This is a genomic window from Sinorhizobium sp. 22678 (assembly GCF_052044265.1).
Classification (GTDB): Bacteria; Pseudomonadota; Alphaproteobacteria; order Rhizobiales; family Rhizobiaceae; genus Sinorhizobium; species Sinorhizobium meliloti_A.
This window is the reverse complement of sequence record NZ_JBQEMS010000002.1, coordinates 265009-288023: the sequence shown is the minus strand read 5'-3', so window position 1 is coordinate 288023 and position 23015 is coordinate 265009. Positions and strand designations below refer to the sequence as shown.

Annotated in this window: 48 protein-coding genes; 27 read left to right on the top strand and 21 right to left on the bottom strand. The window is 58.0% G+C overall.

Annotation, left to right across the window (positions count from 1 at the left end; all coding sequences use genetic code 11):
• Nucleotides 1-390 precede the first annotated feature (390 nt).
• The 20 genes from ACTJKL_RS04905 to ACTJKL_RS04810 all read right to left on the bottom strand — a co-directional run bounded on the left by ACTJKL_RS04905 (nucleotide 391) and on the right by ACTJKL_RS04810 (nucleotide 8354).
• Complete coding sequence (locus ACTJKL_RS04905) at nucleotides 391-1185, bottom strand: tyrosine-type recombinase/integrase (RefSeq protein ID WP_440852326.1); 795 nt, start codon at nucleotides 1183-1185, stop codon at nucleotides 391-393.
• A 32-nt stretch (nucleotides 1186-1217) separates the two neighbouring features.
• Complete coding sequence (locus ACTJKL_RS04900) at nucleotides 1218-1529, bottom strand: helix-turn-helix domain-containing protein (RefSeq protein ID WP_440852325.1); 312 nt, start codon at nucleotides 1527-1529, stop codon at nucleotides 1218-1220.
• Nucleotides 1526-1744, bottom strand: a complete 219-nt coding sequence (locus tag ACTJKL_RS04895; RefSeq protein WP_440852324.1) for a hypothetical protein — start codon at nucleotides 1742-1744, stop codon at nucleotides 1526-1528. The genes ACTJKL_RS04900 and ACTJKL_RS04895 overlap by 4 nt, the downstream gene beginning before the upstream one ends.
• Before the next feature lie 655 nt (nucleotides 1745-2399).
• A complete protein-coding gene (locus ACTJKL_RS04890) occupies nucleotides 2400-2750 on the bottom strand; it encodes an HNH endonuclease (RefSeq protein ID WP_440852323.1) in 351 nt (116 codons plus the stop codon).
• Nucleotide 2751: 1 nt separating this feature from the next.
• Nucleotides 2752-2931: a hypothetical protein gene (locus tag ACTJKL_RS04885; protein ID WP_440852322.1), complete on the bottom strand. Its 180-nt coding sequence runs from the start codon at nucleotides 2929-2931 to the stop codon at nucleotides 2752-2754.
• Between the two features lie 145 nt (nucleotides 2932-3076).
• Nucleotides 3077-3511 (bottom strand): hypothetical protein, encoded by a 435-nt coding sequence (locus ACTJKL_RS04880; protein WP_440852321.1) that lies wholly within the window; start codon nucleotides 3509-3511, stop codon nucleotides 3077-3079.
• Nucleotides 3508-3996, bottom strand: coding sequence for a single-stranded DNA-binding protein (gene ssb, locus ACTJKL_RS04875; RefSeq protein ID WP_440852320.1), 489 nt, complete (start codon nucleotides 3994-3996; stop codon nucleotides 3508-3510). Before ssb ends, ACTJKL_RS04880 begins: the two co-directional genes overlap by 4 nt.
• 1 nt (nucleotide 3997) lies before the next feature.
• Nucleotides 3998-4681 (bottom strand): hypothetical protein, encoded by a 684-nt coding sequence (locus ACTJKL_RS04870; protein ID WP_440852319.1) that lies wholly within the window; start codon nucleotides 4679-4681, stop codon nucleotides 3998-4000.
• A complete protein-coding gene (locus tag ACTJKL_RS04865) occupies nucleotides 4681-4893 on the bottom strand; it encodes a hypothetical protein (protein ID WP_440852318.1) in 213 nt (70 codons plus the stop codon). Before ACTJKL_RS04865 ends, ACTJKL_RS04870 begins: the two co-directional genes overlap by 1 nt.
• Nucleotides 4894-4969: 76 nt before the next feature.
• A complete protein-coding gene (locus ACTJKL_RS04860; RefSeq protein ID WP_440852317.1) occupies nucleotides 4970-5299 on the bottom strand; it encodes an XkdD/Y8K6 family phage-associated protein in 330 nt (109 codons plus the stop codon).
• Nucleotides 5296-5712 (bottom strand): hypothetical protein, encoded by a 417-nt coding sequence (locus tag ACTJKL_RS04855; protein WP_440852316.1) that lies wholly within the window; start codon nucleotides 5710-5712, stop codon nucleotides 5296-5298. Before ACTJKL_RS04855 ends, ACTJKL_RS04860 begins: the two co-directional genes overlap by 4 nt.
• A 208-nt stretch (nucleotides 5713-5920) precedes the next feature.
• On the bottom strand, nucleotides 5921-6088 hold the full coding sequence (locus ACTJKL_RS04850) for a hypothetical protein (protein WP_440852315.1): 168 nt from the start codon (nucleotides 6086-6088) through the stop codon (nucleotides 5921-5923).
• Nucleotides 6088-6312: a hypothetical protein gene (locus tag ACTJKL_RS04845; protein WP_440852314.1), complete on the bottom strand. Its 225-nt coding sequence runs from the start codon at nucleotides 6310-6312 to the stop codon at nucleotides 6088-6090. The genes ACTJKL_RS04850 and ACTJKL_RS04845 overlap by 1 nt, the downstream gene beginning before the upstream one ends.
• Nucleotides 6312-6689: a hypothetical protein gene (locus tag ACTJKL_RS04840; protein ID WP_440852313.1), complete on the bottom strand. Its 378-nt coding sequence runs from the start codon at nucleotides 6687-6689 to the stop codon at nucleotides 6312-6314. The genes ACTJKL_RS04845 and ACTJKL_RS04840 overlap by 1 nt, the downstream gene beginning before the upstream one ends.
• A complete protein-coding gene (locus ACTJKL_RS04835) occupies nucleotides 6686-7018 on the bottom strand; it encodes a hypothetical protein (RefSeq protein WP_440852312.1) in 333 nt (110 codons plus the stop codon). Before ACTJKL_RS04835 ends, ACTJKL_RS04840 begins: the two co-directional genes overlap by 4 nt.
• A gap of 64 nt (nucleotides 7019-7082) precedes the next feature.
• Entirely contained in the window at nucleotides 7083-7322 is a 240-nt protein-coding gene (locus ACTJKL_RS04830) for a hypothetical protein (protein WP_440852311.1), read from the bottom strand.
• On the bottom strand, nucleotides 7319-7591 hold the full coding sequence (locus ACTJKL_RS04825; RefSeq protein ID WP_440852310.1) for a hypothetical protein: 273 nt from the start codon (nucleotides 7589-7591) through the stop codon (nucleotides 7319-7321). Before ACTJKL_RS04825 ends, ACTJKL_RS04830 begins: the two co-directional genes overlap by 4 nt.
• Nucleotides 7588-7863 (bottom strand): hypothetical protein, encoded by a 276-nt coding sequence (locus ACTJKL_RS04820; RefSeq protein WP_440852309.1) that lies wholly within the window; start codon nucleotides 7861-7863, stop codon nucleotides 7588-7590. Before ACTJKL_RS04820 ends, ACTJKL_RS04825 begins: the two co-directional genes overlap by 4 nt.
• 39 nt (nucleotides 7864-7902) lie before the next feature.
• The gene (locus ACTJKL_RS04815) at nucleotides 7903-8181 is read right to left on the bottom strand and encodes a hypothetical protein (protein ID WP_440852308.1); all 279 of its coding nucleotides are present in this window, start codon (nucleotides 8179-8181) and stop codon (nucleotides 7903-7905) included.
• A gap of 5 nt (nucleotides 8182-8186) precedes the next feature.
• The gene (locus ACTJKL_RS04810; protein WP_440852307.1) at nucleotides 8187-8354 is read right to left on the bottom strand and encodes a hypothetical protein; all 168 of its coding nucleotides are present in this window, start codon (nucleotides 8352-8354) and stop codon (nucleotides 8187-8189) included.
• A 147-nt stretch (nucleotides 8355-8501) separates the two neighbouring features.
• Between ACTJKL_RS04810 and ACTJKL_RS04805 the strand changes: the two genes are divergently transcribed.
• Entirely contained in the window at nucleotides 8502-8819 is a 318-nt protein-coding gene (locus tag ACTJKL_RS04805) for a hypothetical protein (RefSeq protein WP_440852306.1), read from the top strand.
• A gap of 433 nt (nucleotides 8820-9252) precedes the next feature.
• Entirely contained in the window at nucleotides 9253-9459 is a 207-nt protein-coding gene (locus ACTJKL_RS04800; protein ID WP_440852305.1) for a hypothetical protein, read from the top strand.
• Here ACTJKL_RS04800 and ACTJKL_RS04795 read toward each other — a convergent pair.
• Nucleotides 9456-9779 carry a helix-turn-helix domain-containing protein gene (locus ACTJKL_RS04795; RefSeq protein WP_440852393.1) on the bottom strand — a complete coding sequence of 108 codons (324 nt, stop codon included), beginning with the start codon at nucleotides 9777-9779 and terminating at the stop codon, nucleotides 9456-9458. The two genes, ACTJKL_RS04800 and ACTJKL_RS04795, sit on opposite strands and share 4 nt — an antisense overlap.
• Before the next feature lie 108 nt (nucleotides 9780-9887).
• Between ACTJKL_RS04795 and ACTJKL_RS04790 the strand changes: the two genes are divergently transcribed.
• From ACTJKL_RS04790 to ACTJKL_RS04670, 25 genes are all read left to right on the top strand, one after another.
• The gene (locus tag ACTJKL_RS04790) at nucleotides 9888-10112 is read left to right on the top strand and encodes a YdaS family helix-turn-helix protein (protein WP_440852304.1); all 225 of its coding nucleotides are present in this window, start codon (nucleotides 9888-9890) and stop codon (nucleotides 10110-10112) included.
• Nucleotides 10109-10807 carry a hypothetical protein gene (locus ACTJKL_RS04785; protein ID WP_440852303.1) on the top strand — a complete coding sequence of 233 codons (699 nt, stop codon included), beginning with the start codon at nucleotides 10109-10111 and terminating at the stop codon, nucleotides 10805-10807. Before ACTJKL_RS04790 ends, ACTJKL_RS04785 begins: the two co-directional genes overlap by 4 nt.
• Nucleotides 10804-11283, top strand: coding sequence for a hypothetical protein (locus ACTJKL_RS04780; RefSeq protein ID WP_440852302.1), 480 nt, complete (start codon nucleotides 10804-10806; stop codon nucleotides 11281-11283). Before ACTJKL_RS04785 ends, ACTJKL_RS04780 begins: the two co-directional genes overlap by 4 nt.
• A 238-nt stretch (nucleotides 11284-11521) precedes the next feature.
• Complete coding sequence (locus ACTJKL_RS04775; RefSeq protein ID WP_440852301.1) at nucleotides 11522-11896, top strand: HNH endonuclease; 375 nt, start codon at nucleotides 11522-11524, stop codon at nucleotides 11894-11896.
• Entirely contained in the window at nucleotides 11889-12095 is a 207-nt protein-coding gene (locus ACTJKL_RS04770; RefSeq protein ID WP_440852300.1) for a hypothetical protein, read from the top strand. Before ACTJKL_RS04775 ends, ACTJKL_RS04770 begins: the two co-directional genes overlap by 8 nt.
• 98 nt (nucleotides 12096-12193) lie before the next feature.
• Nucleotides 12194-12301, top strand: a complete 108-nt coding sequence (locus ACTJKL_RS04765) for a hypothetical protein (RefSeq protein WP_440852299.1) — start codon at nucleotides 12194-12196, stop codon at nucleotides 12299-12301.
• A 271-nt stretch (nucleotides 12302-12572) separates the two neighbouring features.
• The gene (locus ACTJKL_RS04760) at nucleotides 12573-12980 is read left to right on the top strand and encodes a hypothetical protein (protein WP_440852298.1); all 408 of its coding nucleotides are present in this window, start codon (nucleotides 12573-12575) and stop codon (nucleotides 12978-12980) included.
• A gap of 32 nt (nucleotides 12981-13012) precedes the next feature.
• On the top strand, nucleotides 13013-13786 hold the full coding sequence (locus ACTJKL_RS04755; protein ID WP_440852297.1) for a hypothetical protein: 774 nt from the start codon (nucleotides 13013-13015) through the stop codon (nucleotides 13784-13786).
• The gene (locus tag ACTJKL_RS04750) at nucleotides 13783-13965 is read left to right on the top strand and encodes a hypothetical protein (protein WP_440852296.1); all 183 of its coding nucleotides are present in this window, start codon (nucleotides 13783-13785) and stop codon (nucleotides 13963-13965) included. The genes ACTJKL_RS04755 and ACTJKL_RS04750 overlap by 4 nt, the downstream gene beginning before the upstream one ends.
• A complete protein-coding gene (locus tag ACTJKL_RS04745) occupies nucleotides 13962-14339 on the top strand; it encodes a hypothetical protein (protein WP_440852295.1) in 378 nt (125 codons plus the stop codon). The genes ACTJKL_RS04750 and ACTJKL_RS04745 overlap by 4 nt, the downstream gene beginning before the upstream one ends.
• Nucleotides 14339-14536, top strand: coding sequence for a hypothetical protein (locus ACTJKL_RS04740; protein ID WP_440852294.1), 198 nt, complete (start codon nucleotides 14339-14341; stop codon nucleotides 14534-14536). Before ACTJKL_RS04745 ends, ACTJKL_RS04740 begins: the two co-directional genes overlap by 1 nt.
• On the top strand, nucleotides 14523-14876 hold the full coding sequence (locus ACTJKL_RS04735; protein ID WP_440852293.1) for a RusA family crossover junction endodeoxyribonuclease: 354 nt from the start codon (nucleotides 14523-14525) through the stop codon (nucleotides 14874-14876). Before ACTJKL_RS04740 ends, ACTJKL_RS04735 begins: the two co-directional genes overlap by 14 nt.
• Before the next feature lies 1 nt (nucleotide 14877).
• Entirely contained in the window at nucleotides 14878-15258 is a 381-nt protein-coding gene (locus ACTJKL_RS04730) for an LvrA C-terminal domain-related protein (RefSeq protein ID WP_440852292.1), read from the top strand.
• Nucleotides 15255-15521 carry a hypothetical protein gene (locus tag ACTJKL_RS04725; protein ID WP_440852291.1) on the top strand — a complete coding sequence of 89 codons (267 nt, stop codon included), beginning with the start codon at nucleotides 15255-15257 and terminating at the stop codon, nucleotides 15519-15521. The genes ACTJKL_RS04730 and ACTJKL_RS04725 overlap by 4 nt, the downstream gene beginning before the upstream one ends.
• 189 nt (nucleotides 15522-15710) lie before the next feature.
• The gene (locus ACTJKL_RS04720) at nucleotides 15711-16235 is read left to right on the top strand and encodes a helix-turn-helix domain-containing protein (protein WP_440852290.1); all 525 of its coding nucleotides are present in this window, start codon (nucleotides 15711-15713) and stop codon (nucleotides 16233-16235) included.
• A 5-nt stretch (nucleotides 16236-16240) separates the two neighbouring features.
• The gene (locus ACTJKL_RS04715) at nucleotides 16241-16516 is read left to right on the top strand and encodes a hypothetical protein (RefSeq protein WP_440852289.1); all 276 of its coding nucleotides are present in this window, start codon (nucleotides 16241-16243) and stop codon (nucleotides 16514-16516) included.
• Entirely contained in the window at nucleotides 16513-16704 is a 192-nt protein-coding gene (locus ACTJKL_RS04710) for a hypothetical protein (protein WP_440852288.1), read from the top strand. The genes ACTJKL_RS04715 and ACTJKL_RS04710 overlap by 4 nt, the downstream gene beginning before the upstream one ends.
• On the top strand, nucleotides 16701-17294 hold the full coding sequence (locus ACTJKL_RS04705; protein ID WP_440852287.1) for a hypothetical protein: 594 nt from the start codon (nucleotides 16701-16703) through the stop codon (nucleotides 17292-17294). Before ACTJKL_RS04710 ends, ACTJKL_RS04705 begins: the two co-directional genes overlap by 4 nt.
• 97 nt (nucleotides 17295-17391) lie before the next feature.
• Nucleotides 17392-17559 carry a DUF4177 domain-containing protein gene (locus tag ACTJKL_RS04700; protein WP_440852286.1) on the top strand — a complete coding sequence of 56 codons (168 nt, stop codon included), beginning with the start codon at nucleotides 17392-17394 and terminating at the stop codon, nucleotides 17557-17559.
• A gap of 260 nt (nucleotides 17560-17819) precedes the next feature.
• On the top strand, nucleotides 17820-18176 hold the full coding sequence (locus tag ACTJKL_RS04695) for a helix-turn-helix domain-containing protein (RefSeq protein ID WP_318850178.1): 357 nt from the start codon (nucleotides 17820-17822) through the stop codon (nucleotides 18174-18176).
• Nucleotides 18173-19576 (top strand): phage terminase large subunit, encoded by a 1404-nt coding sequence (locus ACTJKL_RS04690; protein ID WP_440852285.1) that lies wholly within the window; start codon nucleotides 18173-18175, stop codon nucleotides 19574-19576. The genes ACTJKL_RS04695 and ACTJKL_RS04690 overlap by 4 nt, the downstream gene beginning before the upstream one ends.
• Nucleotides 19573-20067 carry a hypothetical protein gene (locus ACTJKL_RS04685; RefSeq protein WP_440852284.1) on the top strand — a complete coding sequence of 165 codons (495 nt, stop codon included), beginning with the start codon at nucleotides 19573-19575 and terminating at the stop codon, nucleotides 20065-20067. Before ACTJKL_RS04690 ends, ACTJKL_RS04685 begins: the two co-directional genes overlap by 4 nt.
• Nucleotides 20068-20242: 175 nt before the next feature.
• Nucleotides 20243-21844, top strand: coding sequence for a portal protein (locus tag ACTJKL_RS04680; RefSeq protein WP_440852283.1), 1602 nt, complete (start codon nucleotides 20243-20245; stop codon nucleotides 21842-21844).
• Entirely contained in the window at nucleotides 21837-22103 is a 267-nt protein-coding gene (locus tag ACTJKL_RS04675; protein ID WP_440852282.1) for a Bbp19 family protein, read from the top strand. The genes ACTJKL_RS04680 and ACTJKL_RS04675 overlap by 8 nt, the downstream gene beginning before the upstream one ends.
• Nucleotides 22100-22999 (top strand): hypothetical protein, encoded by a 900-nt coding sequence (locus ACTJKL_RS04670; RefSeq protein WP_440852281.1) that lies wholly within the window; start codon nucleotides 22100-22102, stop codon nucleotides 22997-22999. Before ACTJKL_RS04675 ends, ACTJKL_RS04670 begins: the two co-directional genes overlap by 4 nt.
• The last annotated feature ends 16 nt before the right edge of the window (nucleotides 23000-23015 follow it).

Here is a 23015-nt window from a genome sequence, read left to right as displayed (position 1 = left end):
ATGGCGAGGTGGGTATCTCTTAACAAGCGAACATGAAAACCATGTGACAACGATTCGAAAATCCCGCGCGCGCTTTCGGCAAGCCGGCAGAATCGCCGCCGTTCACGGGTTTCGGTCTCGGCTTCGGTTAAGGGCGAAAATGCTCTGCTCGGATCAGCGAGGCTGGGGGAATTGAAAAAGGGCTTGCGGTCTCCCGTAAGCCCTTTTGAAACTGGGATGGTGGGCGTGACAAGGATCGAACTTGTGACCCCTACGATGTCAACATTCTTCCCCGTGCTGCAAGCCCTGTGTTTCCGGGAAAAGAGCGCTACGCAACATGCTGTTTTAGGCACATCAATCATGTTTCGTTCTTGTTTACAGGTTCAGTGGTGCCAGGGAGCACTACGTAAATTAGAAGGTCAGGGACGAGGCTAGATTGCGCAGATAATTCGGGCTGAATCTAGCATACACCTTCTCGGTCACTTTCGTATTGCTGTGCCCCAGAAACTGGGCAATCTCTGACATGCTGTGCCCGTCCTCTGCCATCCACACAGCAGCGGAGTGGCGCAAAACGTGCGGCGACACCTCCGGCAGCCCCGCCGCTTTCCCCGCGGCCTTCAATCCCTTCTTAATCGACTTCACCCTGTTCCCGGCCCATTCTATTACGAATGGGGACATGGCGCCCTTCTTGGCGTCCAGCAGATCGGCGCGAAGCTGATCGTTCATCGGGACTGCCGCGCGCCCCTTCCTTCGCGTGCGGTCGAACGGGTTTCGAAGATTGATAATCCCCCTTTCGAAATCAACGCGATCCCACGTCAGCTCCAGGGCCGCCGTGCTGCGTGCTCCCGTCGCTATCAGCAGCCGTATTGCAAGGGCGATATGCGGAGAGTTCGCGCTCTCACGTAGCCGCGCCGCTTCGACCCGCGTGATGTGGTATTCTTTCGGGTCTGGCTTTGCCGGTCGCTCTATATGCGGCGCCTTGCTGATCAGGCTGTTGTTCTCAGCCCATTTCAACACCATGCGCAAATGCCCTAGCTCTGTGTGGATCGTACCATCTTTGATCCCGGCCTTTCTACGCTCCTCGGTGTGAGCCCTGCAGTCGGCGACGGAAACGGCCGAGCCATCCAGATTGGCGAAGCGCGGCGCTAGGGCCTTCCACGTGTGCTTCATAGTAGAAAGGACGGCTAGGCCGTCCTTGTCGAGCACGTAGCTATCCCATAGGGCCTTGACGTTCGTTCCTACCGGCCGAGTGAGTTCCGCGTATCGAGCCGGGGCGCGGCGGGCCGCCTCTTGGGCATCGGCCGTTCCAAGGCGATAACGTCTGCGGACTCCGTCCTTGTCATCCCATGTGATGCAGAATTCTCCGCGTAGTCGGGTGATCCGCCATTCTGGCATTCGAATTTCTCCACGTCTTCTTTTCGGATTCTGAGCAGCTTGCCCCCGAGACGGAAGGAAGGCAATTCGCCCGATGATATCAGGTTCCTTACATGCCGCTCGGAACATTCCCAGCGCTCTGCAAGGCTGGCCGGGGTGAATACTAGCGTCGTCATTCGTCCTCACCTCCTTCGCTCACCGCCTCCGGCTTGGGAGAGGGGGTCTCGAAGTGTGGGTCGAAGTCGTCGTAGCTAGGATCGATGAAGCCATCGCCGCAGCACTCTTCGCACGTCTCGTCGCCGTGGCCGCAGATGCAATCACCCGGCCAGCAATCGCAACGGTGATAGCCTAGACCGCTGCATGCTAGGCACTTGGTAAGCTTATCGCTCATGGCTGCTGCTCCTTGGCTGCGAGGGTGGACCGGTTCTCTCCGGTGGTTAGCCAACTCCACCTCCTGCCTCTCTGTATGGCGCAGATGGCGCTTCGGGAGACGCCGAACCTACCGGCCAGTGCATGTTGAGACTCAATGCCTTTGAGGGCGAGGATGTCGCGCACCTGCGCTTCGGTGAGTTTTGACAGAGAGCACCGTTCACCGCGGCCGTGCGTGCCATGGATCAATTTGTCGGCCTCGTTCTCCGTGCGCGTCTTCCATTCAAGGTGGTTGGGATTAACGCAGCCTAGTTTGCCACGCCCACAGCTGTGCGCGGCCTCGTGGGCTGGTGATGGTGGCTCGCCATGGACGAGAGTGCAGAGGTAGCGGTGGGCCCCAGTCCACGCGCCGCCAACTAGGACACGGCCGTAGCCCTTGAGGTTTTTCGTGTAAGGCCACGTAAGGCAGTCGTCGCCGATGTGCTGTAAGGCGACGCCATGGATGAACTGGAGTGGCTCGCCGAGAGGCGTACGACCGCCGAGTGGGTCCCCATGCGCCCTCATGCGGTGGTAGTGACGTTGGCAATACCCTTTTGCGCCATTCGCAGAGCTGCTCGCATTACCCTCACAGCCATCTACAGAGCACGGTTTGAATTTCTCTCTCTCGACTATCCCGCTCACGTATCCGGCCTCGTTCTATCGAAGCCTCGGCTCTGGAGCTTGGCCTTGGACTTCGGGAAAATTCCCAAATGCTTCTTGCGTATCCGGTCACACTTCGCCTGAATGGATTGCTCCTCGGCGGACTTCTCGCGATGCGGCTGTTTCAGAACCGGGTGCAGGTTGCTTTCCCGGTGCTCGCCGCCGCGCCATAGGGCCTTGACGTGGTCCAAGTCCCAAGCATCGCCGGCCATGATCTTCCGCTGCGATAACTGGCATATGCCGTTATATCGTTCGAACACGCGCAGGCGGACCCGAGGCGGGATGGCCTGATCGTCGTGCTTGGCAATCCATTCGTCGGTCGCTCGCATCTCAGGCCTTTCCGGTTAGGCGCCTGATCATCGCGACGACGCCACGCTGGTTGATTGCCGGCCGGCGCAGTTCTTCCGCCTTCTCCCGCTTCTGCACGTAATGCATGACGTTGGAGATCCGCATGTGGGGATGTTTGACGTAAAGGCTCTGGATGAGTTCAAGTTTGCGCTCTGGGGTCATAGTGCGACCCACTTCGCCATAGAGCTGACCATCAGGAGCCCGACAAATAAGAACCAGCCCCAGCCCTCTGTGCCGTTGATGGCCATGTAGGCAGCGGCGGAAACACACCCGACCGCTGCAAAACCGACTGCTATTGCTGCTGTTGTCATGCTGCTGCCCTCGCTCTTTCCTCAGGAGTTGGCGCGACGTATCCGAAATCTCTCGCGAGCAATTCCGTGACCGAATTGAAAAACGCGATCATCTCGGGCTCGTCGCACTGCCTGGTGTTGATCGCTCGCGGGACGCCAACCAGAAAGCCGTTGGCGAGGCGGATGGTGTCGACAAAGTTGACTGCCGGCCGGATATAGGCGTCCAGCGCTTCCTTGCTGGGCGCGCAGCCTGTCGCGTCAACGCAGTCCTGCAATGTCGCCCAATAGGCCTTGAGCCGGTCCAGGTTGCGCCATTGCTTGATTTCGAGCTTGACGCGCTGGCCATCCTCGATGCCCTCTAGGGCTTGCCGGTCGTACTCCATCTCGGGACGCAAGGAGTCGCCTCGCCGGATGAATGCGTAAACGGGCTTCTCTGGTTTCTTGGCCATCAACGCCACTCCATGAGGAACGGAATGTCGTCGTCCAAATCGCGCGAGAAGTTCGCGGATTGGCCTTGGCCCTTCGGCTCGTCGTAATCGTCGTAGCTGGATTGATCGCGCTGCTGCGGCTTGGGCTGGCGTTCGCCGCTCGGGCCGTCGAGCATGATTAGCTTGGCGTCGAAGCCCTGCAGAACCAGTTCCGTCGAGTACCGATCCTGGCCGTCCTGAGTTTGCCATTTGCGAGTAGAGATCTTGCCCTGCAGGAGAACGTGGCTTCCCTTTTTCAGGTACTGCTCGGCGACCTTGCAAAGGCCTTCGGAGAAAATCACGACGTTAAACCATTCCGTTTTTTCCTTGCGCTCGCCGCTGTTTCGGTCGCGCCAGGTCTCGGACGATGCAACGCGAAGGTTGGCGATTGGCTTTCCGTCCTGAGTGCGGCGAACTTCAACGTCGGCGCCAAGGCGGCCGGTGATTGTGCACTGGTTAAGGTCTGACATTTCACTCTCCAGCCATCAGCGGCGATTGTTGTGCGTTCTCAAGTTCGATGCGCTTTTGAAGTTCTGCCTCGTAGCCGCCGAAAAGCTCGGAGAGACCGAACAGGAACGCTTGGTTCCACCCTTTCTTCTTGGCTTCGGCGCGGTAGTGCTCCTTGATCGTCTCGAATTGGGTGAACGTGCTGACATCGAGCATGTCCTGAGCTAGCTCATGGCGGATGCGCTCGAATGTGCCGTCTCGCTTGAGAGAGGCGCTTGACTTGGGCTTGTCGTTGGCGGGAGCCGGCAGATCGGCGCGGGGCTCGGCAGGAGCCTTGAAGTCGTCCGCTTCATCTTCGGAATAGACGAGGCCGTGAATGCCAACGAGCTTGAGAACGACGCGATCCTTGGCGCGCTTTTCGGCCATCGCCCACGGATAGCTGTTTTTATTGTTTTTCGGGCTTGCTTCGCCGGTTGCCCACTCGATGCGGGTTCCCATCTTCCCGGTGGCGACGAGCACGGCAATGCCGCCGTTCGTGTCAGCCTGGATGATCTGAGGCGACTGCCATTCGACATTCGCCTTGGTGGCGACCACCTCAAGGGCGGCGTGCTTGCAAACCCACTGCTTGTTTTGCGGGATCTGCCAGAAGTCTTCCTTCGCCAGCCCGTATTTCTCACGGACGGATTCAATGCGGGGATCGAGCGCCATTATGCTGCCTCCGTGTGGTGTTCTGCGCGTTCGCATTCGATGCGCCATTCTTCGCGAGCGCAGATTTCCTCGTAGAAATCCGCATCAGCCTCGCGGCGGTCGGCCATCACGTGGTTGCCCTCGGCGCGGTATTCGCCGGCCATCTGGCGGGCGTGCTTTGCGTGGGCTCGGAGCTGGTCGGGTGTCGGATAGCTCATCGTGTCAGTACCCATGTTGCTTCGAATAGAAGGGCGCCCGAAATGACGATGAAGCAGGCAAACTCCGTGATCGGGTGGCGAAGGAGGCGTTTCATTGACGGCCCTCCGCTTTGGCGATAACGCCATCGACATAATCAACGTCATGGTCGAGACCGCGAAGGAAGCGGCGCGCGTATTTCAGCGCTTCCAGCAGATCAGGAGCGGCGGCGATCAGGCGGGCGTTCGCTAATTGCGTGTGGCAGTCGTCTTGTTCAAATCCGCCTCCGCCGCGCTTCATTGCGCCGGCCAGCATGTCCCCGAAAGACGCAGCGTTGGTCACTTCGGCGATTACGATGCGCAGATCGCGATGCCCCACGCTGATGTTTCCGGTGTTCATGGAGACTGACGTAACGGCCCAAGGTCCGGGAGTGTGCGTGCTCATTCTGCCGCCTCCAGACTGCGAGTGCGGGACAGGGCGGAGTTGATCGCCTCTTCCGCGGAAAGCCACGCCCAAGTCTTCTTGCTATGGATTTGAGAAACCGTCTGCTGAATGATGCCGAACCTCTTCGCTATAGAGCGCTGAGACTCTTTGCCTTTCAGCGAAAGGATTTCGCGAGCTTCCCGCTCTGTTAATTTGGACGTGCCGCAGCGCTCGCCACGGTTGTGGGTTCCGTGAGCTAGACGGTCAGCTTGGTTCTCGGCTGGGGTCTTCCAAGAAATATGACGTTTGGTGACACAGCCGAATTTACCATTACCGCAGGAGTGTGCGGCTTCATGTTTGGGCGTCGGAGGAGCCCCTTTTGTATCCTCACAGAGGAACCGAGAAACAATCCCTCTTTCTCCATCTTTTGTCATCGTGCCGTATCCTTTTGTCTTAGCGTAAGGCCAGACCAGGCACTCGTTGCCGTCGTACGGCAGGACAACGTCACGGTAGAATTTCTGAGGCTCCCCTTTCGTGGTGAGCTTGATGAGAGGGTCTCCGTTCCTGGTCAGGCGGGAGTAGTGCATACTGCACAAACCTTTAGCTTTCTCAGGCTTGCCACAATCCTGGATGGAACATTCCCTAGTTATCTTCATTTTTTCGCCCCAATGCTTTCAAGATTGCCTCTTCGGAGTCCTTCAAAGAATCCATCGTTGGCTTCAGGTTGTACCGAGCGTCTTCCTGCCAGTGCCGGACGTAGGCGAGCTGCATGCGCAATGTTGCCTTGAGGGTTTCGTTCTCAGCGCGCATTAGGCACCTGCCTTTACAAAGTCGACTTGGGCCACGTAGCGAGCATTCATGCGTGCCTTCTCGGCGTCACCCGCCCAAACGTGGAACCAGTGGATGCCATACTCACCGAGGTTTTCTTCGCTTTCCGTGATCGACGTTACCCCGTCGAAGCCGACGATATGTGCGATGGGGAATTCCCCCTCTCTTCGCGGCTCGTCTCCGTAAATTCCTCTGATCGTGCTCATCACGCACCTGCCTTCTTGAGAGCTTCCCGCACGACCTGCAGGAGTTTCATTTCTTCGTTGGGGATGTAGCCGTCCTGATCGCAGTCAGCGTCGGCGCGGTTGTCGAAGTAGTCTTCACATTCCTGAAGGGCGGCGATCAGATCGGCTCGCCCATTGACGGCCCTAACGACAATGGCTGCCGTTTCGTCTCCGCTACCGTGGATCTGTTCTCCGGTAGTGCGGTCGACTTGGTTCGGGAAGATCGCGATCGTTTCGATACCCATGGTGACGATCCCGAATTCCCACTGCCGACCGGCCACAGTTGGTCCGTCGATGCTCGGTGTGGTCGGCCCGGAAACGCCATTACCCCAGCCGACGACCCATCTGTTCTCACTCACAGCCTCGCCCCCTCTACGACCGAGCCGAACTGCTGCTCTCGGTTCATTGTGGAATAGACGGCGGAGCGGGTAGGCGCTTCGAACTCGCGCTCTCTCATCAGCTCGAAATACGCATCGTCCACCAGATCAGCGGCAGGAACTGCTTCCCTCTGGAATACCTCTGCGTTGCAGCCGAGCCAGAAGCTCAGAGAGGCGAGGTCGTTGTAATTGCTGCCGAGGTAGCGCTTAAGGGCGAACTGGCAGTCTTCGTCCGACGCTTGCCCGCTGATGGTCGCGAACATTTCGTCTATCCGAGAGTGCATGAGGGATTTGATGTCGAGCATTGCCATGTTGGTTACTCCTGTGGATCACTTTCGATATCCGCCGCAGTGAAGGGCGGATGCCGAAGGGGGGTCAGTCCTCAGTGGGTTCGATATTGAGCTTGCCTTCAACGGCCGCCTTCCCATCCTCTGAAAGGGACCAGAAGAATTTCCTCCCCTCCTTTCGAAAGGATGCGTAGCCGCGCTTGCGGAGCCTCTGGAGAGTCCTATCGGCGACACGGTACCCTTCGTCGGGAAGGCCGATGTGAAGGTCTGAAAACTCGAACTCAGACTTTTCGAGCATTCTCTTATAAACCTTGGACTGTGTGCTCATTGGTCTTTCCCTCCAGCAGAGGAGGGGGATGAGGCTGCTGGAGGCATGCCGCACTCAACAAGCCACTTCTCGCGCTCTCCCGCGCGGATTGCTGGCAGTTGCAGGAATGCGAGGCGATCTTTCAGCCACTCGTTCTGAGCAGCCAGCGAGACAATGTAAGCGGCGTCGGCTTCGCTCTCGGCCGACATGACCTGCCCGAACTCATCGGAAACGATGATCCACGGGTAATCCCTGTCCTGACGCCACGTTCCGGGAGTACGCTCACTCATCGCGCCGTCTCCCAATCGCAATCGACGGCCAGATCATTGCCGGTGTCGTTGCGGTGCCGGTCGCAGGCGCCCTTGAACCAAGTGAGGCATTCATCCTTGCTGCCGGTGACCTTCGGCACGCCGTCTATGTCGATGCGGTAGTGAGCTGCATTTTTGCGGGCTCGGTTAAAGCCTGTGACGTTCGGGGTGCTCGCCGGGATGAAAATGAGCTTGGCTTGCATTTCCGCTTCCTCCGTTTGAGTGAGGCAACCAGCCGGTTGCCGTTCATCCATTTCGATATCCCGCCGCTGTGTGCGGGATGCCGAAGGGGATCATGCGGCCTCGACGTGGTTCCGGGCCTGATGGTCCAGAGCCCGCTCGGCAATCCACATGTTGAATTCTTCTCGATAGAAGGGGCGGTCTTCATGTCGGATGCCTTTAGCCCCCTCAAACTCGCTCCACCTGTGGCTGATCCAGAGCATGTATTCCGTCTGGTTGCGGTAGAGCGCCGCAGCCTCAGCTGGGGTCCGGTATCCTTTCTCGATCATGAAGGCAGCGTAGTAAGGCTGGATCGCCTCACCGTTCGCGTCTCGGAAATTGCCTATCCCCATCTCGCTCAACCCTTGAACCAGACGGAGCCGCGCTTCGTGTAGCCGGTCATGTCGGCGGCGCGGAAAGCTGCGTTTGAGACAGACAGACCGAACTGCTTCGCGAACATTGCCGGAACGATGAACTGCTGGCCTGCATTCTTCGCCAAGTTGATTTCGTTTAGCGCCAGTTCCATCTCTCATTCCTCCGTTTGAGTGAGGCAACCAGATCTGCCGGGGCGTCTTCGTGGTTGCTTTCGATGAGGATGGTTATAGCACCGCTACAACTGTAGTGCAACTATTTTTTAGTGGCGCTATTATTTTTCGTCGTGTATCAATGGCGCATGGATGATTACGTCGCCACTTGGAACCGAAACAGGGTCTCTTGGCTCTACGCTCTAGCCAGAAGCGAGAAGCTCGGCGCGGCCGCCGTTCGCGTCGGCCTGTTGTTCGGAACGTTCCTGCAGGCAGATGAGCGGGAAAGCGTGAAGCCGAGCTATGACTGGCTATGCGACAACGCGCACATGAGCCGGGCAACACTAGCCAAGGCCATCAAGGAACTAAAGGCGGCTGGGTTCCTGGACGTGACAACGTATCACGCCGAGGGGAACCACTACTCGATGCCCTTCGACGGTGAGTCGGAGTGGACGCCTCCGAAGTGATTGAGTTTAAAAATTGAACTCATAGATATATGGTCTTTATATATTCTTATCTTAGATAATTATATAGACCGTATATCTTGAGTCTAAAAATTGAACTCAATGGTCTCCAGGGTCGATGCATCGCCGGTGGCGTTCTTCACGAAAAAGTGATCGTAGAAATAGGCGGCCATTTTCTCGCCACAATAGGCCAACTGGCCTAGACCGGCTGACTCCGAGCCATCAGACTTGTCGAAGGACCACTCAAATACGCATGGTTTTTGTAGCGAATATTCCAAAATTTCTACCAAGTGGTGAGTGGGCGAAACCTGCGGTTTAAATGCCGAAAAGTATATGACGTATTTCTAATGCATCAAAAGATATAGCACAAAAGGCTTATATCTGATTAGCTTTCCTCGCGCTCACACGGGGTGACGGCAGGGGAAATTTCAAAATTATGAATAGACGGGAATTTTTTACGCTCGCGGCTGCAGGTGCAGTCGTGGCGTCGCCGAAGGTTGCTCATTCCGAGCGCCTTCAGTCCATGACGGAGCAGATCGAGGCAGTTATTCGCCGCGAATTGCCAGACCTAAAAAGCCTTGAAATAACCTACAACCCAGAAGACGAGCGATGTCCGTTGGTCGTGGTGGCCTTCAGGATCTAGCCTGTTTTCAGAAGCGTCTCTACGACTGCGATTATTTGGCTCCGTCGTTCTGGCGTCGCGCGCTTTAGCTGGTCCTCGATAGACCAGACGGAGCCCTCTCTCAGCGGATCGCGCATTAGCAGGTCTGCTGGCGTGCATTGCAGTGCCTCGGCTAAGGCTTCGAGCATATCCTGGGTGTATTTAGTGCGCCCAGTTTCGAGCTGGGATATCGCGCCAGTCGTGAAAGGCGTCCGCTCCGCCAGACGCTCCTGCGTCAGGCCACGGTACTTTCGCCACTCCCGCACATAGTGCCGGATTGGTTTCGCCTTTGGCCTAAGCATTTGATTCCCTTCCATGCGCCGACTTTGCTCTCTCGCCAATCCAAAAGCCACATAGTGAGACTAAAAATAATAGTTGCACTACAACTGTAGCCGTACTATAAACGGCTCATGGAAACGCTTCTCACATACCTCAAGGCCGAAAGGGGCCGCCTTTCAAGATTGGCTGACGCTCTGGCGATTACGCCAGCCGCGATCAAGCAGTGGGCCATTGTCCCTGCTGACAAGTTGATAGCGATCGAAGCGGCCACGGGGATCCCGAGGCAAGTCCTTCGACCCGATCTGTACGAAGGTATGCGCAGGACTCCGAGAGCAAGGATGGAGGTCGCGCAATGAAAAGCGACAAACAATATCTGCGGATCTGCGATTGGCCCGAGTACAAGGTTCGCGCCGGAATGATCCAGAGATGCACCAACCCTAAGAGTGGGGCCTGGGAAAGATACGGCGGGCGAGGGATCAAGGTCTGCGACCGGTGGCTGGATGATTTTCTTAACTTCTATGCCGACATGGGGCCACGCCCGTCCGACGCTCATACCCTTGAGCGTATCGACAATGACGGGGACTACGAGCCGAGCAATTGCAAATGGGCGACGTGGGACGAGCAGGCATCTAACCGCTCCAATAATTGGACTGACGAGCAGAAGGATACGCTCAAGTCTATGTGGGAGGCTCTCTGCTCTGCGGAGGAGATAGGTGATGTTCTCGGGAAGTCTGCAGATGCGGTGCGACAAGGCGCTCATCGGTTCAATTTCCGCAGAGATAAGGGCGCAGTGCACCTCTCCAAGAGCTTCCCTCATCTCGTCCACCTAATTCGCGAACAGGGCGTCGAGGCCTTCAAGAGTGCTGCGCAGAAAGCCAGCGCCGCAAAGCGCGCCCAAGATGCTCGTGATCGAAAGAAGGCGGAAGAGGGAAGGTTCAACCGGTTTTGTCAGGAGCGAGACGTTTTCCTCGTCAGCGCCAAAGACTGGCGCGCTCGGGGTTCCGGACTTGCCGACGACGGGGCTCACAGGAACCTCCGGAGGTCGATATGAGGCTGTTCGTAGATACCGAGTTCAACGGGTTCGGCGGCGAACTCATGTCCATGGCCATCGTCTCCGAGTTTGGCGACGAGTGGTACGAAGTTCTGCCCTTGCCCGATGTAGTAGTGCCGTGGGTTAAAGACAACGTGGTCCCGGTACTGAACGCAGAGCCAGTCAGCGGAGAGGCCTTCCGAGAGAGCTTCCTCGCCTTCATGAGCCGGTTCAGAAACCCGACCATCGTCGCGGACTGGTACACCGACATCGTGCACTTCTTCGCCATGTTCGGCGGCAAGGACCACAATGAGAGCGTCGGATATGCCTGCAAGGCAGAGCTGGTCCTGATCGACCGGTACGACAGCCTCATTCCACACAACGCACTCCACGACGCGCGCGCCATTCGCGACGCGTATCGCTGCCTTCACGGTGTGATTGATCGTGACCACTCCGAATTCGAGCGCCTCTGCGGCAAGGAGGCACGGAATGGATGACATGTTCATTTTATGCTCCGTAGAGGGGTGCGGTAAGAACGCGCATCCTTGCGCCAGCGGGTGCAGAGGTTTCTGCAGTTCTCACTATCAACGCCTTCGCAAACACGGCGACCCTCTCGGAGGCGGTACGCCTGTCGGGTCTCTGCTGAGGTTCGTGCATGAGGTGGCAGTTCCATTCTCCGGAGATGATTGCCTCCTCTGGCCCTACAACAGGGGAAGCCACGGCAGAGGGCAGGTAATGGTCGACCGTAAGCCGATCACACCCCATCGCCTTGTCTGCAAGTTGGTTAAGGGCGAGCCGCCGACTGACAGGCACGAGGCCGCGCACTCCTGCGGTAACGGCCATCTCGGCTGCGTGAACCCGAACCATCTCGAATGGAAGACCCGCTCCGAGAACCAGTTGGACAGGGTTGCTCACGGCACCAGTCTCCGAGGTGAGAGGCACTTGCAAGCAAAACTCACCGAGCGCGAAGCGCGCGAGATCTGGCGCCTCAAGGGGGTGAAACGTCAGACCGAAATCGCGGCTGAATTCGGGGTCACCCGGTACGCGATCTACTGCATTCACAATCAGCGCTCTTGGGCCTGGATCCATGAAGGAGCACAAAATGGGTGAGCAAATCATTCTCGACCTCCCTGCATTTCTTGGCTGGTCATTCCTGGTTCTCGTAAACGGCATGTTCCTCGGCTGCGGCACTTACGCGTTCTGCTGCGAGGTATGGAAGCAGGCAGGTTTCGCGCCCGTCGATCACGAAAAGGCGCAGACCAAGGCAGATGAGCTTTGGGCGCCGGTTAGCGTGAGGGCTGGCAAGTGAGTGAGTGGCAGCCGATAGATACGGCGCCGCGCGATTGGACGGATGTAATCCTGTTCGACCCAGAGTGTGATCCGCCCGTATTCCAAGGATACTACTCGATGGCCGATGGCGGTTCTGATTGCTGGATGGAGAACATGGGCCATCTGTCCGAGCAGGTTTTCCCCACGCATTGGATGCCCCTCCCGGCTCCTCCGAAACAAGAATAGTCGCCGCTCCTCCTCCCCGGTGACTATAGCGAGTCCCCGTCCGTTCCCCTCCCACGTCGATGGGGACTCGCAACCTTAATTCTCGGGAGCTTCACCTGCAGGCGCATCACTACAGCCTGGGAAGCTTCTCCGAGCGAAATGAACGGAACCGCGGCGTCTTCCTGGTTGGCGCCTGAAACGCCCGCCGGTTCCTCAGTGTGAAGTGTGAACGTCCTGTGCATTCGGTTTGTCTCCTTCAACGAGGAGAACAATCGCACAGGGAAGCGACAAGATGCTTGGAACCGACGACACAAGCTTGGGATCTCGTCCCAAGGCTCAGAAGGTCAACAAAGGTAAGTCAATGAGTGACGTTTTTGTAGCACAAGGCTTGTTGAGGGATGCTTTCCCGCTCCGCCGCTACGGCAAGCTCGACAACGTTTTCTTCGAGGCGTGCAAGTTCGTTCAGCGCCTCGTGAACAAGGATTTTACCCAGAGGCGGGCTAGGTCTATCTGGGAAGGCACGGCGCGAAGGATTGACGCCGAGGAAATGGACGCACTGCGGCTTGCAGTAATCGAGGAGACCAAGCGTGAACAACGAGAACTACGTGCCCGTCTGGCTACGCTGGATGCGCAAATTGCCTCTTTCGATGCGGCTAAGGCTGAGACGTCGGTGGCAGCGCGTCGCAGGAGAGCGTCTTGACTGGGCCGAGTACATCGCTCCGGAATTGAAGGATGAAGGAGAAAACGGTGGCTGAACCGAGAACGCTTTGCTGGGTCTCGCAGGGAGCTGCCAGCATCATCGCCGCTAGGATCGAGCTTCGGAATAATCCAGACGCCCTCCTTGTCCGCTGCGAGACGAACAACGAGGACGAGGACAACCACCGCTTTGAAGCCGATTGCGTCCGTTGGCTGAATGCGCCTGTCGTCCTGTTACGCTCAGACGAATACGAGACGGTTGTCGACGTTTGGGAAGATCGCAAATTCATGTCGAGCACGAAAGGCGCGCCGTGCACTACCGAAATGAAGATAGGCCCTAGGCTGGCGTTCCAACGCCCGACAGACATCCACGTCTTCGGGTACACGGCCGACAGGCTCGATATCGAGCGCTTCGCCCGTCTGAAGGCGAACTACCCAGAGCTTCGCGTTAAAGCGCCTTTGATTGAGGCGGGCATCACAAAGGCATCTGCTCTCGGTATGCTGATCCGAGCTGGCATTGAGCCGCCGCGCACCTACGCCATGGGCTTCCCGAATGCCAATTGCTTGCAGACGGGGTGCGTCAAGGCCACGTCTCCGGATTACTGGTCTCTGTTCCGCCTTCGGTTCCCTGATCGCTTCGCGGCGATGGTCGAGCGGTCACGCCGCATAGGTGCGCGCCTCGCTCGCATCAATGACGAGCGGATCTTCATAGACGAAATCCCGGCTGATTGGCCGGTCACGAACCCGATAGCCCCGGCTTGTGACTTCCTATGCGCACTAGCGGAGATGGACATGGAGGACGCAGCGTGACCTTGGAGCAAGCCGCCGACGCCGTGCGGGCGTACATCAAAGAGAAGGGCTATGAGGGCGGGCGCTACCGTTCCGAATGGTTGGACATCGTTGATGAAGCAATGGCCGAACTCCGCAGCGAATTGGCGAGTGGCCCAGTCGTGTTCGGCAACCCACCACTTTGGAGCAGCGAAGAATGAAAATCTACGTAGCAGCACATTGCCGCTGGGCGGCCCATTACGTCGCCTTAGTCCTCGGTTACTCCGGCCACGAAATCACAAGCGGGTGGATATACACCGATTTCAAGCCCACCGATCAGCACGACGAGAGCGAGCGCGCCGGTATCGCTCAGGATGATTTTGACGACGTTGCTCGCAGTGACGCCCTCGTTCTTGTCGCCGGTCCGGATCGGTATCCAGGCGGGAAGTTCGTGGAGACGGGGATCGCGCTCGGTATGGGTAAGCGCGTCGTCGTCATCGGCCGCCGGGAGAACATGCTGATATGGCTTCCCGCAATTCGGCAGGTGGACGACCCCCACGCCGCGGCTGACCTGCTTAATCAAGAGGCCGCCTAATGCCCCTCCGTGTTCCCGAGAAAATCAGTTTCCTCGACGCCGAAATCACCGGTCTCCGCACCCGCATAGGCACGACAGGCAACGCCGTCCAGCGGGAGAAGATGGAGATGCTGTCCGACATACGCTCGGACTATGCGAAATCGCTTGAGGCTGTGATGCGGCGCGAACTCGAAGAGGGACGGAATGACGCGAATTGAATTGCCCTTTCCCGTTCCGCTTCACGCCTGCTTCACGAACGTGCCAGGCCGTGGCCGTGTACCCACCGGCCGCTACAAAGCATGGCAGAACGAAGCCCTATGGATGATCAAGGCGCAGAGAGTGCAGCCGATCAAGGGAGAGGTAAGCATTTCGGTCGGCCTCGTGGCGCCAGACAAGCGCGCTCGGGATGCCGGCAACTGTGACAAGGCCGTTTGCGATGTGCTCGTGAAGGCCGGGATTATCGAAGACGACAGCAACAAATACGTGCGGCGGCTTTCCTATGAGTGGCGTGCAGATGGCCCGCCGTGCGCAGTTCTGATCCAGCGGTATGAGGGATGAGATGACGAAGGAAGAACAATTCGAGGCATTCTGGCGCGGCTATCCCCGCCGAGTAGCCAAGGGCGCTGCCCGCAAGGCCTTCGACAAGGCTATCAAGAAAACCACTCTCGAAAGCATGCTCAAGGCGATAACCGAATACGTCGCCAAGAAGCCCGAGAAGATCGACTTCAAGCACCCGGCTACCTGGCTGAACGGCGAATGCTGGGATGACGAGTGGGAGCCCGCACAGGCTCGCGTACAGCGTCCGACGTATGGCGCGAACTACGGCAGGGCCGAGATCGTATCCCCTCCAGAGCCCATCTCCCCAGAGGAAGCAGAACGCCGCCGCCAGATGGTAGCGAAGCTGAGGGCTGAGGGCGTGATCGGGAGGACGGTGCAATGAATCTGACATGGAACCAAAAGAGAGCAATCGAGCGACTTGTTGAAAGAGGGTTTCAGGGAACCGTACGCGAGATAGCGGAGGGGCCTAATCCATCAGGGAAATACCTGTGCGGCTCGGCCGCGCGTTCCGCTCTTGAATCACTCGTTAAGCTCAAAGGGCTGGCCGTCGTCACTAGGTTTAACCCGAAGGTCTATTTGCTGACCGAGGCGGGGAGGGAGGCTTATTCGGAGATAGTCATGGCTTCTCTGGATAAAGCGCAATGAAGGACTGGCGCGAAATCCAACGCGAAAGAGCCCGCAGAGAACGACGCGCACTCCTCGCAGAAGCAGTGACATTCGAGCGGTTCGCCGAGATGGCAAAGCAGAAGCGGCTCCCTGTTGGCTCTGTCTGGCATTGGAGCACCGGAGAGATTTACGGGCCTATCGGGTCCGCTGAGAATAAGGAGACGAGAAATGCAAGCGCAGCCTGAACTAATGAGACAGCACGAAGCCTACCAATCTGTGCGGGCGCGGCTGCTGAACCCGAAGACCACGGTCAGGCGCGCCGACCTAGAGAAGGAGCGAGACGCTGTTTCGGTTCTGCGAGAGAAGGTCGCCAAGCTCATGTCCGATGTCGCCGAACGTGACAGGCGCATTCGCGAGCTTGAGCTTGATGTTTCGGACAGGGACGCACGGATCATAGCTCAGGCTGAAATGCTCGCTACATTGGATGAAAGCGGGATGTTCGTCGCCCCAAAACGGCCGGTCGCCGTCATCGTCGCGGAGGTGCTGAAGGATTTCCCCGGCGTCACCTGGGACGAAATCGTTGGTATCCGGCGCACGAGAGACCTCATCAAGCCTCGGCATCTCTGCATGGTCGCCGTCTATGAGGAGCGCAGAGACCTTTCAACGCCCGTTATCGGGAAGATCTTCAAGCGCGATCATACGGTGATTTTGCACGCGGTCGACAAGATGGGCGCACGAAGGAGTGCAGCATGAGCACGATGGTAGAGCGCGTGGCGCGGGCGATAGGCGTTGCCGATTTGAACGCCTCCGCGAAATCAATGCCGAATGTCCCAATGGAGACAATGGCAGAATATGCCAAGCATGCGGCAGATGAAGGACATTACGAAGCAATGGCCCGCGCAGCCATAGAGGCGATGAAGCCGACATCGAACGCGATGGATGTCGCGGGTGTCATATATCTTCGAGAAAACCATTCGGACGCGTCTGGGTGTTTCGAGGAAATGATCCAAGCAGCGCTTAAGGAGGCTGAATGAGCGCGCCCTTCCACAAGGAGTCCGAGCGCATAACGGTGCGCTGCTACACGGACGGCTGGCCCTACAGAACCCAGATCATCGTAGGCTCTGTAGACGCCTGCCTTCACGGCATCGAGGAAATCAGCGATCTCCACTACATGCTCGGCAGACTTCTAGAGCACGTCAAAAGCGAACAGGAGCGTAAATGACATCAAAGGCCTCAAAGCTCCGCATCAAGCGCGCAACCAGGGCAGGGAGGCCCCGAAAGGAAAACGTCGATCGCTATCCGGGAGGACAGATCAAGCATTCCGAAACAGAGAAAGAGGTGAAAGCCGTGGCTATCGAGGCACTGAAACGGGTTCACGGCGTTGACTATCACGCAAGCGGGTATTCCGGGTACACGCTGGGCCGCCTCTTCATGGACGGTAAGATCAACAAGCAGCAGCTAGAGGCCGGCGACTATTACGCCGAGCAGATGGCGAGATATTACAGCGCGGTTGGCGTACCGTTCCCGTCCGCTCGGGCTCAGGATCTGTTCAGTATATCTGGTTTCGGGGGCGAAACGACCGCTGAGCAGGCAAGACGCGCCCGCGCCGCTTCGAACAAGATGATGGATCTGGAAGGCGTGTTGCTTCGCTGTCAGGACGGCCCGCGAGTAAAATCAACCGTCTTCAACGTCTGTGTAATGGACTACGAGGGCATGCGTACTATGCCGGAAGCGCAATTGTTGTGGCTAACTCGGGGATTGAACGCCCTGATATGGCACAGGGGACTTGTGGTTGAAGGCAAATCAGCATAATAAGGAAATTACATGATCGGACCTGCGTCCGACAGAGGGCACCAATAACCCCGCACGGTTGCCGCCGTAGCGGGGTTCCCCGTTTGAGGAGATGCGCATGCCCGCATACCTCGTCCTCCCCTACGACTCCGGCCCTCTCGGCCTCCCCGGCATGCAAGCCATCATCAACGAGAAGGCAGCAGAAGGGTATGCGCTCCACCAGGCGATATCTCGCACGACATATCATTGGGTGCTGATCTTCAAGCGCGACCGCCGCAGCAAATGACAGAAGCAGACCTAATCGCGGCCTGCCTCGCATTCGAAGAAGAACACGGCGTGAATGAACTGCTCGTATTGCTGAATGACACGTTGCTAGCTCGGGCTCAGGCGGCAGGGATGAACATCCAATACATCGACGGGGAAGACGAGGAGTTGGTCTTCCATACGGTTCAGTAGAAAATTCATATCGCGAAATGCCAAGGCTTCACCGGCCAGAAGGAATAATTTTGCGTAGTACCTCAGCGACAATCCGGAAGGACCGCTAACATGCCCGCAGGTAGGCCAAGCACATACGACCCAGCATATTGCGAGAGGGTGATAGAACTAGGCGGAGAAGGCAAAAGCCAGGTGCAGATTGCCGTCGCCCTTGGTGTGGCCCGCACGACGATGCTTTCTTGGGCCGAGCAGCACGAAGAATTTTCGACAGCGCTAACACGTGCGAAGGAACGCGAGCAGGATTGGTGGGAGACGACCGGCCAAAGCGGGCTGTTCCTCGACAAGTTCAACGCGGCCGTTTGGAAGAAGTCGATGGAGGCTCGCTTCCGCGACGATTACACGGAGCGCAAGGAGCTTGAGCATTCCGGCCAGGTGGTCACGATCGCGCAGGATGCGGCAGACCTTTGAGCTTCCACCTCACTGACCGGCAAAAAGAGCTGAAACCGCTTCTCAGCTCATCAGCTCGTCAGGTGCTGCTTTATGGCGGCTCACGCTCGGGCAAGACGTTCCTCCTCTGCTACGCCATCGCCACGCGAGCGCTGCGGGCTGAGGGCTCACGGCATGGGATCTTCCGCAAGACCAACGTCGCGGTAAAGCAGTCGATCGGCAAGGACACGTTTCCGAAGGTCATGGAGCTGGCCTATCCCGAGGCGCGGTATAAGTGGCTTGAGCAGGACGGTTATTTCCTGTTTGACAACGGCTCTGAGGTTTGGCTTTCCGGACTGGATGACAAGGACCGCGTCGATAAGGTTCTCGGTAAGGAATTTGCCACGATCTACGAGAACGAGGCGTCCGAGATCAGCTACGACGCTCACACGACGCTTTCCTCTCGTCTGGCGCAGAAGGTAAAGGTCACTGTCGGCGCTGGCGAATATCTCCAGCAGAAAAATTACATCGACCTCAACCCGACGACGCAGAGCCATTGGACTTACAAGATGTTCGTCCAGGGCATCGAGCCTATCGAGAAGCGTCCGCTGCCTCGCGACGATTATGTCTTCGGCGTAGCGAACCCGCAGGACAACGCGGAGAACCTTGACCCGGCATATATTGCTGGCCTTCAGTTGATGCCGAAAGCCAAGCGGGCTCGCTTCTTCGAAGGCAAGTTTTCGGGCGATGCTTCGGATGCTCTGTGGACGCGAGCGGTCATCGACAATTCGCGGCTGTTCGTCCGCAATGAAAGCGATCTCCCTGATTTCAAGCGCGTGGTTGTTTCGATCGATCCGGCAATTAGCAGCGACACGGGCTCAAACGAGACAGGCGTCATTGTTACGGCAATTGACGGGTCAGGGCAGGGATATGTCCTCGCGGATGGTTCCGGCGTCTACAAGCCCGACGAATGGGCGAGATCGGCAATCCATCTCTATCACTACTACAAAGCGGACAGGATCGTAGCGGAGGCCAACCAGGGCGGCGAGATGGTCTCTGAGGTCATCCGTGCTCAGAACCCGGATATTCCGGTTACGCTGGTCAAGGCCAGCCGCGGCAAGTATGTGCGGGCCGAGCCCGTCGCCGCGCTTTATGCTCGTGGGCGCATTCGTCACGTCGGCGAGTTCTCCGAGCTTGAAGATCAGATGTGCGTCTTCACCGCGGACTTTGACAGAAAGCAGGAAGGCTATTCGCCAGACCGCATGGATGCGTTGGTTTGGGGGATTACAGAGCTGTTCCCCAACCTGATCTCGGATCGAGGCCGCAAGCCTTGGGAAGGTCAGGCTGTGGCTCAGGGCGAATACGATGTCTTCAACGCATCCGAGACGACGCGCCGCATGAACCGCCAGGCTGTCGCCGGCATGGAATACGAACCGTTTTGATCCCGATATCTCTGACTGCCGTCGAATATCTCTGCATGAACATGCGCGAGATAGACCAGCGCGAGATCTACGGCATCAGGTTTCACGACAACCCGCTTCTCCTTGCGAGGGAAGTCGTCATCGCCGCGACCTACGGCAAGGCAGCTATCGCCACGCATAACGGCAAGCCGAGCGGCATCATGGGTGTTTCGCCTATGTGGCCCGGTGTCTGGTCTGTCTGGTCCTTCGGGACGGATGACTGGTCGAAGTCTGTCATTGAACTCAGCCGCTACGGCAAGAAGGTCATCGAGCCCTTTGTCAGGGTGAGGGGAGCGCATCGCGTCCAATGCGAAAGCCGTATTGATCATCACGAGGCGCATCGCTGGTTGCAGGCGATGGGCGCGAAGGCAGACGGCATTCTCCAAGGGTACGGCCGAGACGGGTCGGACTACCTCATGTTCTCATGGAGCAAGGATTACAATGTGCTTTTCCAAACCCCCAAAGATGCCTGATCCGAAGCCCTCGCCGGCTCCTCCGAAGCCTGCGGACACATCGCTCGCTGCTGCTGACGAACAGCGCCGGCAGAGCATGGAGCGCTCGGGCGCGGCTCAGAACATCCTGACGCGTCTCAGCGATGCTGACGTTGCAGCGTCTTCCCGCAAGAAGAAGCTAGGCGAAGGCTGATCTATGTACGCTGAAAAGCTCTGCAAGCGCTTCGACCGGTTGAAGTCCGACCGTGGGACATTCGAGTCCCATTGGCAGGAGATCGCCGAGTACATCTTCCCGCGCCGTGCAGACTTCAACACCGAACGTGCGCCTGGCGACAAGCGCATGACCAAGGTGTACGACTCGACCGGTATCCAGGGCCTTGAGCTGCTTGCGGCTGGCCTGCATGGAATGGCGACGAACCCGGCTGCGCGCTGGTTTGCGCTGAAGACCGACGACCAGGAATTGAACAGCAGCGACGCGGTCCGCGAATATCTCGGGCAGGTCGAGGATATTATCTTCTCCCGGCTTCACTCGCCGCTGTCCTCGATCACCACGCATCTGCATGAACTGTATCTCGATTATGCCGCCTTCGGTACGGCGGTCATGTTCATCGGCACGTCCAAGACGGACAATCTGCTGTTTCAGACGCGCTTCCTTGGCGAGTGCGTGATCGATGAGAACGCAGAGGGAATGGTCGATACCGTCATCCGCGCGTTCAAGATGACCGTTCGCCAGGTCGTGCAGCAGTGGGGCGACAAGGTTTCCTCCGATGTGAAGAAGCTGGCCGCCGAAGACAAATGGGACGAGAAGGTCGATCTGCTCCATGCCGTGTTCCCTCGCGAAGAGCGGGACGCGAAGAAGGAGACGCCCGATAATATGCCCTTCGCCTCCGTCTATCTGGAGAAGAAGGAAAAGCACATGCTGCAGGAAGGGGGCTTCGAAGAGTTCCCGTATGCAGTCCCGCGCTGGTACAAGGTTGCCGGCGAGAAATACGGCCGCTCTCCTGCGATGACCGCGCTTGCTGATGTCAAGATGCTTCAGGAGATGGTGAAGACCACGCTGAAGGCCGCGCAGAAGATTGTCGATCCTCCGCTTATGGTTCCTGATGAGGGAGCAATGGGGCCCGTCCGGACTGTTCCTGGCGGGCTTAATTTTTATCGAGACGAGAACCGGCTGATCTATCCGCTTCAGACCGGAGCAAATATCCCAATCTCGCTTGAGATGATGCAGGATCTTCGCAACCGCATCCTCTCCACGTTCTTTGTCGATCAGCTTCAGATGGTCGGCAATGCCGATATGACGGCAACAGAGGTAATGCAGCGCACACAGGAGCGCATGCGCCTCCTTGGCCCCATCCTCGGCCGCATGGAAAGCGAACTGCTCGGCCCCATCATCTCGCGCGTGTTCGGCATCCTGTTGCGTGCTGGCGCGCTTCCCGAGCAGCCTCCCGAGCTGGATGGCGTTGAATGGCGCGTTGAATACGTCAGCCCGATCGCCCTTGCTCAAAGAAGCCAGAAGGTCGACCGCGCATTGAACATGCTGACCGTCGCTGGCCAGATGAGCGCGTTTGATCCGAAGATCATGGCCCGCTTCGACTCCGACAACTTCCTTCCCTGGCTTGCTGTCGAATTGAACGTGGATGCTGAACTGATCCTCGATGACGAGGAGTACGAGGCCAAGCAGCAGCAGATCCAGGCCTCGCAGATGGTCGAGCCCGCGACGCTGGCAGCAGAGGCATTCGCCAAGGCGGGGCAGGGCGCCAAGAGCTTCGCAGAGGCGGGAGCGGTGCAGAATGCGTGATCGTATGCAGGCCGCGCGTGACGCCCGCATTGTCATGGGCACGGAAGAGGGCGAGCGTCTGATCGGCTACCTGCTCGACTACTGCCATGTCTTCAAGGCGTCGATGGGCGCCGACTGTGATCCCAACCGGACGCTCTTCAACGAGGGCCAGCGCTCGGTTGGCAATGAGATCGTGGCCCTGATCGTCAACGATGCTGACCGCTTCAAGCCGCAGACATTGCGCAAGGTCACATCCTTAGCTGAAGGAACTGACATTTGACAGACGCAACCACGTCCGCTGATGCGGGTAACGTGGCACCTGTTACAGCAACAGAGGCCGCAACGGGGCAGACGCCTCCGACGACGACAACCTCACAGGTAGGCACTTCCCCCGCATCATGGCGGGACTCCCTGCCGGAAGACATCAAAACCTCAACCTCGCTTTCCAAGTTTGAAACGCTGGAGGGCTTCGCAAAGTCCTATGTGAACCTCGAACGGATGCTCGGCTCCGAGAAGGTGCCGGTTCCCAAGGAAGGCGACGAGGAGGGCTGGCAACGGTATTACAAGGCGGGCGGGCTCCCCGAAAAGCCTGAGGATTACGGCTTCGCCCAGCCCGAGCAGGTTCCTGACGGCATGGTCTACAGCCAAGAGCTGGATCAGCGCCTTGCGGGCATCATGCACGGCGCAGGCCTGAACAAGAGCCAGGCTGCCAAGGTCCGCGAACAGCTCATGACCATCGTCTCCGAAGGCGGCACGGCGCAGCTTGAAGCAGGCCAGAAGGCGGAAGCCGAACGCAAGGCCGCAATACAGGCCGGCGAAGAGTCGCTCAAACAGGAATGGGGCACAGCATTCGAGCAGCGGGGCAAGGTTGCCGGCGCTGCGATCAACAAATTCCTTTCGCCCGAGACAATCGCGGCGATGGATGCGGCGGGCTTGGCAAACAATCCTGCCATCATCAAGGACATGTACAACCTCGGCGTGAAGCTTGCCGGGGAAAAGGAACTAATCGGCGCATCGGGTGAGATGGCTTCGCCTGCTGACCTCGACGCGCAGATCGCATCGTTCCGCGAGAAGCATGGTTCGGCCCTGTTTGACAGGTCGCACCCTGATCATTCCCAGCGGACGAAGGAACTGACCGCGCTGTTCGAACGGAGATTTCCGGAACAGCGCGTTTAAGCAGACAAGCCGCAAG